This is a genomic window from Methylorubrum zatmanii (assembly GCF_014845115.1).
Lineage (GTDB): Bacteria > Pseudomonadota > Alphaproteobacteria > Rhizobiales > Beijerinckiaceae > Methylobacterium > Methylobacterium zatmanii.
The window spans coordinates 1-14765 of the sequence record NZ_NKUI01000198.1; the positions used below are offsets into that span (position 1 = coordinate 1).

Below are 14765 nucleotides of genomic sequence, written 5' to 3' on the forward strand. Positions count from 1 at the left end.
GGCGTGGTGCGGGGCGGGGGCCCCCGACACCGCCCACCGCCCCCCTCTCCACGCGCCGGCCGCGGCCCGCCTCGACCTCGCCAAGTCCCCGCCCGCCCTGCGCGCCCTCGTGCGCGAGCAGGTCGAGGAGCCGGCCCAGGAGCGCGCCCTCGCGGACAGCCTGGTCCCGCTCAGGCCGGTGCGCGACGCCGTGTCCCTCCTGGTCCAGGCCCAGTACGAGGAGAACCCCTATCCGCGCTGGTCGCGCGCCCTGCTCGGGACCCCGCGTCCCTTGCGCGAGCGGGTCCACCTCGCGCTGCCGCACCTCGGCGCGGACGAGATGCCGGCGGTCGAGCGGCCACGCGTCCTCGTCGCGGGGTGCGGGACCGGCATCCAGACCATGCGGCTCGTGCAGTCGGTCGCGGACGCCTCGGTGCTCGCGGTCGACCTGAGCCGCAGCAGCCTGGCCTACGGCATGCGCAAGCTGGCGGAATACGGGATCGGGTCGGTCCGGCACCTGCAGGCCGACATCCTCGACCTCGCCAACCTGGGCGAGCGCTTCGACCTGATCGAGAGCTTCGGCGTGCTCCACCACATGCGCGAGCCCTTGCAGGGCTTGCGCGTCCTCTCGGGGCTGCTCGCGCCGGGCGGCCTGCTCTTCCTCGGGCTCTACAGCGAGATCGCGCGCGCCAGCGTCGTCGCGGGGCGCGCCCTGGTCGCGGAGCGCGCGCTCGCGCCGACCCCGGCCGGCGTGCGGGCGGGCCGGCGTGCCGTCATGGCCGGGGCCGTGGCGCAGCCGGACCTCGGCATGCTGCTCAGCCCCGCCTCCGACTTCTGGACCCTGTCGGAATGCCGCGACCTCATCTTCCACGTCGAGGAGCACCGTTTCACGCTGCCCGGGATCGGCGCGATGCTGGAGGCCTGCGGGCTGGAATTTTTGGGCCTGGAGCCCGAACGCCCGTCGGACCGGACCCGGTTCGCGGCCGAGCATCCGGACCCGGCCGCGGCGCGCTCGCCGGCGGCGTGGCACGGTTTCGAGACCCGCCATCCCGACACCTTCGGCGGCACCTATCGGATCTGGGCGCGGCAGGCGCGCCAGGGCCGGACCGGTTCGCGCTGACTTCCGATCCCGGGGGGCATCATTCGCTGTGCCCGGCCCCGCCCGTGCCGGCCGGCCCTCCCCCCGGCTCGGTGCCGGCGCCCCGGTCCTGCGACGCGGCGGTCCGCGGCTTGCGCTTCAAGGGCGTCAGGAGGGCGAGGACCAGGAAGTTGGACAGGGCCGGGATGAGGCCAAGGTCGTAGTAGCCGAAGCCGACGGCCGCCCCGATCACGCCCACGTTCCACAGGCTCGCCGCGGTCGCGGTGCCGTGCACGTTGTCGCCCCCCTTCAGGATGGCGCCACCGCCGATGAAGCCGATGCCGGTGATGAGTCCCTGGAGGATGCGCGCCTGCTCCGGCGTGCGCGCGCCGAGGAGCTCGCTGGCGAGCAGGATGAAGCCGCAGCTGGCGATGGCGACGATGGGGAAGGTGCGCAATCCGGCGCTGCGCGCCTCGCGCTCGCGGTTCCAGCCGAGCGGGAATGCGAACGCGAAGGCGAGGCCCAGCCGCACCAAGTGGTTGGGAAGGTCTCCCCAGATGCCCCAGTACGAACCCATGATCCCTCGCCGGTGTGAGAACGCCCCGATGGTCCGTCCGCGCGTCGTGCCGCCGTTCCGAGGCGGGCCGCCAGCGGCGCGCCGACGGTGATCCTCGCGCCTGACGGAACCTTCCCGGAGCGGCCCGCATCAGGGCGAGCGGGGTCCGGTCGGCTCGGCGTCGCGCCTCGTTACGCCCTGACGGTCCGGCGCGCTGCTCCCGGGGTCGAGTTCCGTCACCTCCCAGTCGTCGCCGACGTTCTGGCAGGCCGTGCCGCGGATCCTGGCGGTGCGCTGCGCCTCTTCCACGGTGGCCAGGAAGGCGCGGCAGATCCGCCCCGCGCGTACGACCGGCGCGGCGGTCGGCACGACGCTGCCCTTCCGCCCGCTCGCCGGGTTGTCCCACCGGATGCGCAGGCCGTTCCCGCTGGGTTCCAACGCGAGGCCGAGGATGCCGCGCGCCCGGCGCCAATCCTCCGGGTCGAGCCCCGGGAACGCCAGGGGCGCCGTGCGCTTCGGGTCCTGCCCCGGCACGCCGGGAGAACCGTCGGCAGGCCGGGAGATCGGCAGCGAGATCGCGCAGGCCGGCAGCGCCAGGATCAGGAGCGCGGCGCCGGCGCGGGACAGGGGACGTGCGGTTGGCCGGAGCCGGGGATGGGACATGACGGTGCGCTCGGCGGTGTCTGGCGAAGGCGGGGGCGGGTCGGGGCGCGCCGGCGGTCCCGGACCGCCCGGCAGCCCCGGCCAGGGATGAGCGGGCGGCCCCGGGGCGCGGACCTGGCGGCGGAAGGTCTTCCGTCCCATCAGCGGCCATCCGGTGTGCGCACGCCGGACCAGAGGTCCTTGACCTGATCGAAGTGCGTCTTCGGGCTGTAGGCCGCCACCGGCACCGCGATGAAGCGGGCGGTCAGGCGCCCGATCTGCTGCACGACGCCGTAGGAGAACACCACGCGGTTGCGCTGGGCCTGGATCAGCTGCACGCGGGCGTTCAGGAGCTCCTGCTGCGCGTTCAGCACGTCGAGGGTGGTGCGCTGGCCGACGCGGGCCTCCTCGCGCACCCCGTCGAGCGCGACCTCGTTCGCCTGGACCTGCGCCTGCGAGGCGATGACCTGGGCCTTGGCGGCCTCCAGCTGGCCCCAGGCCGAGACCACGGCGGCGCGGATCTGGTCGCGCAGGAACTCGACCTGCAGGCGCGTCTGGCCCACGAGCTCCTTGGCCTGCCGGATCTGCGCGTATTCCGATCCGCCTTGATAGATCGGGACCGTGATGCGGCCCACGATCGAGGCGGTGCGGCCGTTGTCGCCGGGCTGCTCCTGGTCGTAGCGCTGGGCGACCTGGCCGGTCAGGCCGACCTGCGGGTAGAGCCGGCCCTCCAGCACCTTCACCTGCGCCTCGGCGGCATCGACCGCGTGCAGCGCCGAGGCGATCTGCGGGTTTTCCTTGAGGCCGATCTCGACCGCGGCGTCGAGGTTGCCCGGCACGGGGCGGTCAAGCGGGCGGCCCGGCGAGAGCTGGCGCGGCTCCACGCCGATGACCCGGCGATAGATGCCGATGCTGGCGCCCAGCTGCGACTCCGCCGCGCTCACCTGCGAGCGGGCGAGCGCGAGGCGCGCCTCCGCCTGGGCGACGTCGGTCCGGGTCAACGCGCCGACCTGGAAGCGGAAGGCCGTCTGGCGGAGCTGCTCCTGCAGGACGGCGACGTTGTTGCGGTTCAGCTCCAGCGTCGCGGTATTCTGAAGCACGTCCATGTAGGACTGGACCGCACTGAACAGGGTCGTCGTCTCGGTGAGGCGCAGGCTCTCGCGCTGGCCGAGCACGGTCGATTCCGCGCGCCGGGTGTTGTTGTCGGTCTGGAAACCGTTGAACAGCGTCTGGTTGACGGTCAGGCCGGCGCCGCCCGGCAGGGCGGTCCGCGCGAAGCGTTCCCCGCCCTCGACGCCCTTCTGTCGCTCGACCCCGATGTCGGCGTCGAGGCGGATCGTGGGGCGGTAGCCCGCCCGGGCCTGCACGATCTCCTCGTCCGTCGCGCGCAGGCCCGCCCGGGCGGCGTTCAGCTCCGGGTTCGCGCGGAAGGCGCGCGCGAGGGCACCCTCCAGGGTCTCGGCCCGCGCGCCCCCGGTGGCGCCGGCCAGAAGGAGCGCGGCGCACAGGCTGCAGGCCGCGCGGGTCCGCCGCGATCGGGCGCTCGGCGACGGGGAGGAAGGCCGGCGGGCACCGTGCGCCCCTGGCCGGGCGGAGGTTTCGGCGCCGGCACGACCCGGTGAACCTGCGGGTCTGGGCGCCCGGGCGGGGCGGACCGCCGCGGCGGACCATGGCCCGGCCGGATCCGACCCGCGCGACGGCTCCGGCGTACCGCCCTGCCGAGGCTCGGCTGCGCGGCGTCCCCGACCCGCGGCGAGCGCCGAGGCCTGGCCCGCACGAGCGAGCGGGAACGCGCCGGCACGCGGCGCCGCGCCCGGGAAGACCGCCGGTTCGGGGTCGATGATGAGGGGAACGGGCATCGCCCACCCTGCGAGATGCTGCCACATGCCGCCCCGTCGCATCGACGGGACCCGCGCCGCGCAGGGCGGGCGCCTTCCCTTCCGGGCCTGGGGATGACCATGCAACCCGGGTTGCCGCCGCGGCATGCGGCGGCCGGCGGGTCAGGCGCGCGGGGGCTCGCTCGGGGGCGTCGATGCCACGGAGGAGAGGCGGGCGGTGCCGAGGGTGAATTCGGGCGGCCTGGCGATGCGCAGGGGCGTCACGACCGGGCTCTCCGGCCGGATGACGGCATGGCAGGGGCAGTGCGCGCTGCAACGGCCAGGCCCCGCAAGGCCGCGGTCCGCCGGCTCGTCCGCGGCGGGCGCCCCGGAGATGGCATCGAGCACGATGACGATGCCGGGCCCGCCGGCTTCCTCGTCCGGCGACGCGGGCGCGGTCAGGGCCGGGTCCACCAGGGAGACGGTCAGGGCGAAGGCGAGCAGGCAAACCAGGGCGCGGCGCCAAACGCCGGACGCGTACCCGTCCCACCGCTGCCGAAGCCTGACCATACGCCATGCTTACGGGGGCGCGCCGCCCGGCGCAAGGTCTCGCGGAGGTGGGGGAGGCCAGCGTCCGAGGAGCCCGATCGTTCCCGCGCGCCGGCGGCGCGACCCGTCGCAGGACCCTCCTCGCGCGGAGGGTTTCGCGCTTCGCCGGGGTCCGGCCCGGCCTCAGGGGCGGAGCCGATGTCCGGCCAGGGCGATGCGGTCGCGGATCTCGACCTGCCCGCGCAGGACCCGGATCCATCCCGCGCGCTCCCAGCCGGCGAGATGCCGGCTGACGACCTCGCGCACGGTGCCGAGGTCGGCCGCGATCTGCCGGTGCGTCGCGGTCACCCTTCCGTGCTGGTCCGCTTGGGCGAGCAGGTGCCGGGCGAGGCGCTCCTCAAGGGGCGTGAAGGCGATCTCGTCGAGGAGCCCGAACAGGACGGCCATGAGCTTGGCGTAATCGTCGAGGACGAAGGCGCGGAACGCGGCCGAGGCCGCCATGAGGTGCCGGAAGGTCTCCGCCGGAAGCGCCGCCAGCACCGTGCGCTGCTCCGCGACGCTCTCGGCCGGGAAGGTGCCGCCGGCGAGCAGGCACTGGGTCGTGAGGACGCAGGTCCCCCGGGGACCCACCCGGTAGATCAGCATCTCGCGGCCGCCCGCGGAGATCCGGAAGACGCGTGTCCGGCCCTCGATGCACATCAGGTAGTTCGCGCACTCGCCTCCCAGCTCGTAGGCGGTCGCTCCCGCCTCCAGCACGGGAAAGCGCACGGCGCCGCGCAGGATGTGCCGGTGGTCGGCCGGAAGCGTCCCGAGCACGGGAAACTGCTCGAACCAGCGCTCGACGCGGTCGGCGTGAGACATGCGCGATGACCTTCAGCTCCGCGGCGCGCCGGTCGGGCGCCGGGGACGTTCCGGGACAGGCCGGCGTCGATGAGCGCGGGCACAAACGACCGATGCCGCCCGCGTTCGGATTGAGCCGCGCGGGCGCGCGGCGGTGCCGATTCCGGCGGTGCGCGGGGCCCGAGCCCGTTCGCCGGGAACCGCGGGGACACCCATACGCAGGCACGCGGCCCTCCCGTTCTCGGCCGTCGTCGCCCGGGGTCCGGCGTCGGCCGCGGGCGACCTGCTCCGCCCCCTCGGCCGGACGATGCCGGACATGACGCAGGCGGGGACGGCCCGCGCCGCTATCGAGGCGACGATCGCCCGGGCGGCCGGCAAGCCGCTCAGCCTCTCGGACGGGCGCCTGTCCGGCCTGGACCTCAGGCGCGCGAACCTGCGCCCGTCCCGCTTGAACAGGGTCCTGCCGCGGGGGGGCGGTCTCCGCGTCGCGGCCCCCGACCAGGCCGGGCTCAAGACGGCCGACCTGGGCGGGGCGAAGCTCGTCGGCGCGCGTTTCTTCGGTCCGCAGGTCCGGGGGCGAACCCGCGCGGAGCCGACCGGAGCGGGGCCAGGACCGGCCGCGACTTCGGCGGGGCGAGCGCCGGCGGCGCGCTCCGCGCCGGCCCGCGCGGCGACGCCGCCGTCCGGAACGCTGACGCGAGCGGGGCCGGCCTGCGCCGGCGCAAGGGCTGGGACGCGACCCCGGATTGCGACGCGCTCGTCGCGAACCGCGCCGGGACCGACCCGGCCCACCGGACCGCCCCGGCGGATCGGTCCGACGCCTCTCCGAACGCCCGTCCCGCGCGGGCGCGAGGCCGCGTCGGCGTCCGTGCGTTCCGGGGGCAGGGCTCCGATCCCGCGGGCCGTTACCCTCCCTGGATCGCCTCTCCGTACCGGAACGTGGCGGAGCCGCCGTCCATCCTCAGCGTTCCGGACCCGGCGAACGAGCTCGTCCCGTCGGCCGACCCGGTGCCGCGCTGGCCATTGGAGCAATTTGCCCCGACGGATGCCGGCAGCCCCGCCCCGGACGGATGAAACAGGCCGCTGCAGGTCGTCCGCCCGTCGGTCGCGTAGAACTCGCGCCGCAGCAGCCGGGTGGTCACGCTGCCCGTGAGGCGCTCCCCCGACGGGAGATGCAGGGTGAACGGGACCGTCGCGTAGCCCGGAACATCGGGCACGTGCAGGCAGCCCGTCACGCCGGTGGCCAGCCCCCAGGCACACGCGAACCTCCTCCAGCCGATCATCACGATCCCTCCCCGCCCGTGCCGGTCCGACCGACGCCCGCGCATGGCCCGGCCGCGGATGGGCGCCGGCCGTTGCGCTCGCCGCCTTCGGCGGCCCGGATCCCCGGATTGCCCGCAGCGGCGTGGCCGCTGCACCGCCCCGACCGGCCCGGTGCCGAACCCGGCTAGATCCCGGGGCCGCGCAGTCGATGGTAGAGAGCCCTGACGGCATCCATGTAGTCCTGACCCGGGTTCTTGGCGCAGAAGGTGCGCAGGAAATGGACTTGGGCCTGAAGCGGGACGGACGGCGGTGTCAGGTCCAGGTCTTCATCGATTCCTGCCGGCGCACGAATCAGCGCTCCGCTCATGAAACCTTGCGCCCAGGCGAAGAAGTACAGCTCGGCAGCTTGGTTCGCGGAGATCTCCTGGTTGAACGCTGCGCAGGTCTGGGCGCCGATGCCGACGATCTTGGCCGTCGATCCTGCCTGCGCGGACATCACGACCATGACGCCGAGGGCCACCATCACTGTTCGTCGCATCGATGCTCCCCGTCGCTCCAGTTTCGTAGGATGAGCCGGAGCCAGCGCCGTCGAACGCCGGCCGGTGGGTGGTCATGGCGCCATCCGGCGGTCCCGGGATTCGAGCAGGTCGGAGGTATGGCGGGCGGCGGGGTGGCCGGTCGCCGCCTCGTGCGCCGACGAGCATTTCTCGTAGAGCTCGCCCGCGGCGACCATGACGATGCGTTTTCCGCCGCCTTCGGCGGGGCGGACCGCCAGGAGCGTGCGCCCCGCCGGCCACGTCACGGCGTTCGGCAGCCCGGCCTCCTGCGGCTCGCCGTAGCGCCGCACCCCCTCCCGGTAGATCGCCGCGTAGGCCGGCACGAGCTCGGCCTCCGCGAAGGGGCGGCTGAACCAGATGACCTGCTGCAGACCCTCGTCCCCGCAGACCTCCAGGACGACCTGCTCGGTATCGGGCCCGGAGGCCGGCGCCCGGCCCTGGAAATAGAACAGGGCCGTGACGTTCCCCTCCCGATCCGCCATGGACGGTTTCGGCACGGACGTCAGCGGACCCCAACGCAGGCCGAAGGGTGCCTCCCCGGCAAGCGCCCCCGGGATGCCGGCCGCCCCCAGGAACGCGGTGGCGAGCGCACGACGAAACGTCCGCATCACGGGGCTCCCCCTCGGGTCCGTCGCGACCGCGCCTCGCCGGTCCGGGGATGCATGGCCCGGGTCACTCGGCCGCCTGCCGGAGCCGCGCCCGCGCGCCGGCCGAAGCCTCCTCGGCCCGGCGCGGGGAGCGCGCGACCTCCTCGCCGCCGAAGCGCGCGTACAGGGCCGGCAGGACGACCAGGGTCAGCAAGGTGGCGCTGATCAGGCCGCCGATGACCACGGTCGCGAGCGGCCGCTGCACCTCGGCTCCGGTCTCGGTCGCGAGCGCCATCGGCACGAACCCGAGCGAGGCGACCAGCGCCGTCATCGCCACCGGCCGCAGCCGGGTCATGGCGCCCTCCAGGATCGCCTCGCGCCGCGGCCGCCCTTCCGCGACGAGCTGCTTGATGAAGGTCAGCATCACCAAGCCGTTCAGGACCGCCACGCCCGAGAGCGCGATGAAGCCCACCGCCGCCGGCACCGAGAACGGCATGCCCCGCAGCCACAGGGCCGCGATGCCGCCGGTCAGCGCCAGCGGCACGGCGCTGAACACCAGCAGCGCGTCCCGGGGCGAGCCCAGCGCCGAGTAGAGCAGCAGGAAGATCAGGGCGAAGCAGACCGGCACCACGATCATCAGGCGCTTGCGGGCCGAGGCGAGGTTCTCGAACTGGCCGCCCCAGGTCACGTCGTAGCCCGAGGGCAGCCGCACCTGGCTCGCGACCTTGGCCTGCGCCTCGGCGACGAGCGAGCCGATGTCGCGCCCGCGGACGTTCGCGGTCACGACCACCCGGCGCCGGCCGTTCTCGCGCGAGACCTGGTTCGGCCCTTCCGCGACGGAAAAACTCGCGACCTGCTTCAGGAGGACCGACGCGGCGCGCCCGTTCGGGCCGGGCGGCAGCGGCACCGGGATGTTCTCCAACGCCTCCCGGTTCTCGCGCACCTTGTCGCTGAGGCGCACGACGATGGGAAAGCGGCGGTCGCCCTCGAACACCAGCCCGGCGTCCTTGCCGCCGATGGCCGCCCCGATGACCTCCTGGACGGCGCCGGTGCTGAGCCCCAGCCGCGCCGCTTCCGCCTTGTTGATCTTGATCTCCAGGAAGGGCAGGCCCGCCGTCTGCTCGACCTTGACGTCCTCGGCCCCGTCGATGCCCCGCAGGATCTCGGCGATCTGGTCGGCCGCCTTCGTCATCGGCCCGAACTCCTCGCCGAACACCTTCACGGCGAGGTCGCCGCGGGCGCCCGCCAGCAGCTCGTTGAAGCGCAGCTGGATCGGCTGGGAGAACTCGAACACGTTCCCGGCCAGGGCGCCGACCGCCTTCTCGATCTTCTCCTGGAGCTCGGCCTTGGACAGGTCCGGGTCCGGCCACTCCTCCTGGGGCTTCAGGATCACGAAGGTGTCCGAGGAGTTCTGCGGCATCGGGTCGGACGCGACCTCGGCGGTGCCGGTCTTCGAGAAGACGTAGGCGACCTGCGGGAAGCGGCGGATCGCCTGCTCGATCTTGAGCTGCATCGCCTGCGACTGCGACAGCGAAGTCGAGGGGATGCGCAGCGCGTTCATGGCGATGCTCTTCTCGTCGAGCGTCGGGATGAACTCGGCGCCGAGCCGGGTGAAGAGCAGGCCGGCCCCGGCCAGCAGCAGCAACGCCGCGACGATGAACACCATCGGCGCCCGCACCGCCCCGGCCAGCACGGGCCGATAGGCCCATTTGAGGGCGCGGATGATGACATTGTCCTTCTCGGTGACGCGCCCGGTGATCACGATGGCGATCAGGGCCGGCACGAAGGTCAGCGACAGGACGAAGGCGGCGGCCAGCGCGATGATCACGGTCAGCGCCATCGGCTCGAACATCTTGCCCTCGACGCCCGTGAAGGTGAGGAGCGGCACGTAGACGAGGATGATGATCGCCTGCCCGTAGAGGGACGGCTTGATCATCTCCTCGGCCGAGGCCCGCACCGTGGCGAGGCGCTCCTCGGTGTCGAGGGTGCGACCGAGACCGTGCTGCTTCTCGGCGAGATGACGCAGGGCGTTCTCGGTGATGATGACCGCCCCGTCGACGATGAGGCCGAAGTCGAGGGCGCCGAGGCTCATCAGGTTGGCCGAGATTTTCGCCTCGACCATGCCGGTCATGGTCATCAGCATGGCGACGGGGATGACCAGCGCCGTGATGATGGCGGCCCGGATGTTGCCGAGCAGCAGGAACAGGATGACGATGACGAGGGCCGCGCCCTCCGCGAGGTTCTTGGCCACGGTCCTGATGGTGGCCTCGACCAGGAGCGTCCGGTTGAGGACCGTCTGGACCTCGACGCCGGGCGGAAGCGACTTGCGGATCTCCGTCATCTTGGCGTCGACCGCGGCCGCGACCGTGCGGCTGTTCTCGCCGATCAGCATCAGCGCGGTGCCGACGACGACCTCCTGCCCGTCCTCGCTGGCCGAGCCCGTGCGCAGGTCGCGCCCGATCCGGACCTCGGCGATGTCCTTGATCCGCACCGGCACGCCGCCGCGGGTGGTGACGAGGACGTTCTCGATCTCCCCCATGCTCTCCAGGCGCCCGGCCGCGCGCACGACGTAGCCCTCGCCGTTGTCCTCCAGGTAGCGGGCGCCCTGGTTGGCGTTGTTGGCCTCCAAGGCCCGCGCCACGTCGGAGAAGGAGAGGTCGAGGGCGGTGAGCTTCGTCGGGTCCGGCTGGACGTGGTACTGCTTCTCGAAGCCGCCGATGCCGTCGACGCCGGCCACGCCCGGCACGGTCTTGATCTGGGGCCGGATGATCCAGTCCTGCACCGTGCGCAGGTACGCGGCCCGCTCCAGCTCCGTCCTGAGCCGCTGGCCTTCCGGGGTCAGGTAGCTGCCGTCCGGTTGCCAGCCCGGCTTGCCCGCAGGCGACACCGTCCGCTCGTCCGGCTTCGCGTAGTGGATCGACCACATGTAGATCTCGCCGAGGCCCGTCGAGATCGGGCCCATGCGGGGCTCGGCGTCGGGCGGCAGGTCCTGCTTGACCTGGGACAGGCGCTCGGCGACCTGCTGGCGGGCGAAGTAGATGTCGAGCTTCTCCGCGAAGACCGCGGTGACCTGCGAGAAGCCATTTCGCGATAAGGACCGGGTGTATTCGAGGCCCTTGATCCCGGCGAGCGCGGTCTCGACCGGGTAGGTGACCTGCTTCTCGATGTCGATTGGCGAGAGCGAGGGCGCGACCGTGTTGATCTGCACCTGGTTGTTGGTGATGTCGGGGACCGCGTCGATGGGCAGCTTGGTCAGGGCGTAGCCGCCGAAGCCGGCGGCCAGCAGCGACAGCAGCAGCACCAGCCAGCGCTGGTGGACCGAGAAGTCGAGGATGCGGGAGATCATGGGCGGGCTCTCGCTCAGTCGTTGTCGCCGGTCGCGGCCTTGCCGAGCTCAGCCTTGAGGAGGAAGGAGTTGGCGACCGCGATCTCGTCGCCCGGCCTCAGGCCCGAGACGACCTCGTAAGCATCGTCGTCGGAGCGCCCGAGCTCGATCTCGCGCTTCTCGAAACCGGTGGCCGTGCGCACGAAGACGACCTTCTCGCCGGCGACGGTCTGGATCGCGGCCTTCGGAACCCGCACCTTGACCGCATCCTGGCCGACCTCGACCTCGGCGGTGACGAAGGTTCCGGGCCGCCAGGCCATGTCCCGGTTCGGCAGCCCGACGATGACGCGGGCGGAGCGTGTGTCCGGGTTCAGGATCGGGCTGACGAAGATCACCTTGCCTTCGGCCTGCTTGTCGGCGTCGCCCTGGCTCGGGGTGACCAGGACCCGCGCGCCTTCCTTGACCTTGGCCAGTTCGGTGGTTGGCACCGCCAGTTCGATCCAGACGGTGGACAGGTCTGCGACCGTATACAGGTCGTCCGGGTCGCCCTGACCGCCGACGTCGGTGCCGAGGTCGACCTTGCGCTCAACCACGCGCCCGCTCAGCGGTGAGCGCAATTCGTAGCGGCGCAGCGTCGAGGTGTTGGGCGTGGTCTCGTCCCGTTTGGCCGCGCTCGCCACCTCGGCGGCGTTGAGGCCGAGGGCGGAGAGCTTCTGCCGGGCGAGGTCGACGCGAAGCTGCGCCTCCGAATAGACGGCCTTGGCATTGAGGAAGGCCGATTCGGCCGAGATGCGCTTTTCCCAAAGCGCCTGCTGCCGATCGAAATTGGTCTTCTCAAGCTCTGCCTTCACTGAGGCGGTGAGATACTCGCTCTTGGCGTCCGCGACCTCGCGGCTGTCGAGCACCGCGACGACCTCACCCTTCACAACCTCCTCGCCCAGGCGCTTGCGCATCTCGGCCACAATCCCGACCACGCGCGCGGGCACCCGGGCGATCCGGTCGGCGTCCGGCGCGATGGTGCCGGGAACGAGAAGGTGGCGCGCGAGCGTGCCCCCCTCCACCGTCACGACCGTGATGTCCTGCCCGGAAACCTGCTCGGGCTGCATCTTGATCACGGTCGGCTCGGCCTCTCCCCCACCCTCCCCGTGCGGATGCTTGGCGGTCGCAGGCCCGGTCTCCGGCTTCGCCCCTCGCGGGCGGGGATGCTCGCCCGCGGGCTCCGGGACGTCGGTCTCGGAGGAGGGCTGACCGGCGGCGGGCGCCGGGTGGATCCTCGGGACCCCGACCGAGGCGAGGGCGTCCTGGACGAATTCGGACACGCGGGGAACGGCACCGCCGATGGCGATGCCGGTGGCCAGGATGACCACGGACAGGAGAATGCGCATTGAGCCTGACTCGACCGGGACGCCGCTTGCCCGCCTGCGCGGCGGTGACGGTCGATCCCGCATGTTCACGTAAGGTGATCGACTGGCCCGGCGGATCGCCGGGCGGCCCGTGCCACCTCGGTGGCGCGGTCACCTCAGGCGCGAGGAGGCCTCGACAGCCGGTCCGGCCAGGTCGACGCGAGCGCGCCGACGGACCGGGACCGGTTGGGCTGGGCAGCCGCCGCGGGCGCCGTCGCGGGAGCGGCGTCCGCGGTGATGGCCTGGTGGCAGCTGCAATGCACGTGACAGGTCACGCCCGGATCGGACGTGTCGGTCGCGGAGCCGTCGGCCGGCGCGACCACCGAGAGTTCCGTCCCGGCAGGTGCCTTGCCGTGGTACGCGAAATCGGCTGCCAGGCCCAGGTCGGGAGCGGCGATGAGCAGGACGAGCACGAGCGCGAGCAGGCGCAGGGCGGTCACCGACCAGCCACGCCCGGCGTCGAAGCTCTTCTGCCGCATCCCGAGGGTCATCCCCGTCCTTATGGCGATTCGAGGCCGCGGATACAATCGGGTTCGTCGCGGTGCGGCGTCGGATCCCAGGCGGTGTCTCCGTACGCCGCCCGCCAATCGTCGTCGCGACGATGAGAGACGTGGTGCCCGCGGCGGCCCTGGCCGCCGTCCGGCATCATGGCGGTCCCGCGGCCCGCAGGGCGGGCGTCATGGTTTCGGGAGGCCGGGTTCGCCGCGGCCTCGAACGGAGGCACCGCCGGCCGTGGCGGCATGCCCCGCTCCCGGCGGTACCCTCACCGGCGGGCACCCCGGCGCCGGGCCGCGGGCGCACCGGCCGGACGCCGCCCCGGCTCGGGCCCGCGATGCGCTCACCAGGGCCGCCGGCGGGACCCCGGGACGGATTGGCCGCGGGATGACCGAGGCGCGTCGACCGGACCCCGCCGGACGCCGCCCGTGGCCGAAGGGCTGAGGCGGCCCGGCCCCGGGGCCTCACGGGCGGTCGGAGGGCGCCTCGTTCTTGCGGGGCGAGCGCGACCTTCGGTCGAGCTCGGACCGCGCCATCCCCGTCACGACGCCCGTGGCCCCGTCCCCGTGCACGAAGCGGGCGCCCTGCCCTTCCAGGGCCTGCCGGAGCCGCAGGGCCAATCCCTCGCTGAGGTCGGAGAACGCGTTCTCGTAATCGTTGATGCTCTTCTTCGACACCATCGACAGCTCGCGCAGATCGGATTGCGAGAGCCCGAGGAGGGCGCGCGCCGCTTGGCACAGGTACCCCGGCACCGGTTTTTCCGGTGGATAAGCATTAACCTTCGGGAACAGCAGCAGGTCATGGTACGGCTCTCCGCATTGAAAAAGCTTTATACCAATGATATAATTCCATTCGATTTCAGACGAGACGGTTTCGTGGCTGTCGGTGGACTTGGTGTCCGCGGACGGCTTCGGGCGTGCATGCTGGGGGTCTGCCATGATCGCTGCGTTCTTCGGTGCCGACGGACGTTCCGTGAGTGCCCATGCTGTCCTCGTGGCGACGCTCGCCGCCGCCGCCGGGCGGCCGGCGACGCTGGCGCGGATCACCCGGCCGGCCGAGCCGCGGCTGCCTCGCGGCACGAGGTTGCCGGACGCCGTCCGCGTTGTCGAGCTTCAGGCCGCCTCGGCCGAGGCGGCGGTGCAGGCCGCCTGCGAGGCCGCGACGGCCCGGGACCGCGAAGGCTGGCTGATCCTCGACCTGCCCGCCGAGTGCCTCGCCGCGCCGTCCCTGCGCGCGCATCTCGACGCGGCCGTTCTGCCGGTCGGCCCCACGCCGCTCGACGAACACTTCGCGGCCGCCGTGCTGGGCGACCCGCGCCTCGTGCCCCCCGTTCAGGCCGGGCCCCCGGCCCCGGTCTGGCTGCTCGGCTGCGGCCGCTCCGGCGGCGAGCCCGCCGTGGCGCGCTTCGAGCGCTCGATGCGCGCGGCGGTCCGAACCGGCGCTCCCGACGCGGCCGATGCGATCCGGGCCTTGCCGGTCGCGCTGCCGCGCCTCGGCCCGTCCGACGCCGCCGGCCTCGTCGTGGGCACCCTCACGTCCCGGCTCCTCTGCCAGGGCCTCCACCTCATCGCCGCCATCGAGGCCGCCGCCCGGCACCCCTCCGCCGCCCCGTTGCGACGGCAGGACCTGGCCGAGAGCCTCGGCCCGGCGCCGTCCGCCGGCGGCGGCGCGGAC

At 73.2% G+C, this 14765-nt stretch carries 13 protein-coding genes and 1 pseudogene; 2 read left to right on the forward strand and 12 right to left on the reverse strand.

Annotation, left to right across the window (positions count from 1 at the left end; genetic code table 11):
• Positions 1-1099: class I SAM-dependent methyltransferase (locus MZTS_RS20720; protein ID WP_192285258.1), on the forward strand; the 1099-nt coding region annotated here is incomplete at its 5' end.
• A 19-nt stretch (positions 1100-1118) separates the two neighbouring features.
• Here MZTS_RS20720 and MZTS_RS20725 read toward each other — a convergent pair.
• The 12 genes from MZTS_RS20725 to MZTS_RS20780 all read right to left on the reverse strand — a co-directional run bounded on the left by MZTS_RS20725 (position 1119) and on the right by MZTS_RS20780 (position 14029).
• Positions 1119-1634, reverse strand: coding sequence for an MgtC/SapB family protein (locus MZTS_RS20725; protein ID WP_050772665.1), 516 nt, complete (start codon positions 1632-1634; stop codon positions 1119-1121).
• A gap of 129 nt (positions 1635-1763) precedes the next feature.
• Positions 1764-2276: an RT0821/Lpp0805 family surface protein gene (locus MZTS_RS20730; protein WP_066923538.1), complete on the reverse strand. Its 513-nt coding sequence runs from the start codon at positions 2274-2276 to the stop codon at positions 1764-1766.
• Positions 2277-2416: 140 nt separating this feature from the next.
• On the reverse strand, positions 2417-4114 hold the full coding sequence (locus MZTS_RS20735) for a TolC family outer membrane protein (protein WP_012752984.1): 1698 nt from the start codon (positions 4112-4114) through the stop codon (positions 2417-2419).
• A 141-nt stretch (positions 4115-4255) separates the two neighbouring features.
• Entirely contained in the window at positions 4256-4642 is a 387-nt protein-coding gene (locus MZTS_RS20740; RefSeq protein WP_192285259.1) for a hypothetical protein, read from the reverse strand.
• Between the two features lie 162 nt (positions 4643-4804).
• Positions 4805-5482 carry a Crp/Fnr family transcriptional regulator gene (locus tag MZTS_RS20745; protein ID WP_009863996.1) on the reverse strand — a complete coding sequence of 226 codons (678 nt, stop codon included), beginning with the start codon at positions 5480-5482 and terminating at the stop codon, positions 4805-4807.
• Between the two features lie 884 nt (positions 5483-6366).
• Complete coding sequence (locus tag MZTS_RS20750; RefSeq protein ID WP_012752982.1) at positions 6367-6744, reverse strand: hypothetical protein; 378 nt, start codon at positions 6742-6744, stop codon at positions 6367-6369.
• A gap of 164 nt (positions 6745-6908) precedes the next feature.
• A complete protein-coding gene (locus tag MZTS_RS20755; RefSeq protein ID WP_012752981.1) occupies positions 6909-7247 on the reverse strand; it encodes a hypothetical protein in 339 nt (112 codons plus the stop codon).
• Positions 7248-7334: 87 nt separating this feature from the next.
• Positions 7335-7889, reverse strand: coding sequence for a hypothetical protein (locus MZTS_RS20760; protein WP_012752980.1), 555 nt, complete (start codon positions 7887-7889; stop codon positions 7335-7337).
• A 64-nt stretch (positions 7890-7953) separates the two neighbouring features.
• Positions 7954-11214, reverse strand: coding sequence for an efflux RND transporter permease subunit (locus MZTS_RS20765; protein ID WP_012752979.1), 3261 nt, complete (start codon positions 11212-11214; stop codon positions 7954-7956).
• A 14-nt stretch (positions 11215-11228) separates the two neighbouring features.
• Positions 11229-12578 carry an efflux RND transporter periplasmic adaptor subunit gene (locus tag MZTS_RS20770; protein WP_012752978.1) on the reverse strand — a complete coding sequence of 450 codons (1350 nt, stop codon included), beginning with the start codon at positions 12576-12578 and terminating at the stop codon, positions 11229-11231.
• Positions 12579-12712: 134 nt separating this feature from the next.
• The gene (locus MZTS_RS20775) at positions 12713-13075 is read right to left on the reverse strand and encodes a hypothetical protein (RefSeq protein WP_050772664.1); all 363 of its coding nucleotides are present in this window, start codon (positions 13073-13075) and stop codon (positions 12713-12715) included.
• A gap of 480 nt (positions 13076-13555) precedes the next feature.
• Positions 13556-14029: a helix-turn-helix domain-containing protein gene (locus MZTS_RS20780; RefSeq protein WP_153874036.1), complete on the reverse strand. Its 474-nt coding sequence runs from the start codon at positions 14027-14029 to the stop codon at positions 13556-13558.
• 34 nt (positions 14030-14063) lie between these two features.
• Here MZTS_RS20780 and MZTS_RS20785 point away from each other — a divergent pair.
• Positions 14064-14765: pseudogene (locus MZTS_RS20785) on the forward strand (hypothetical protein); the annotation flags it as partial.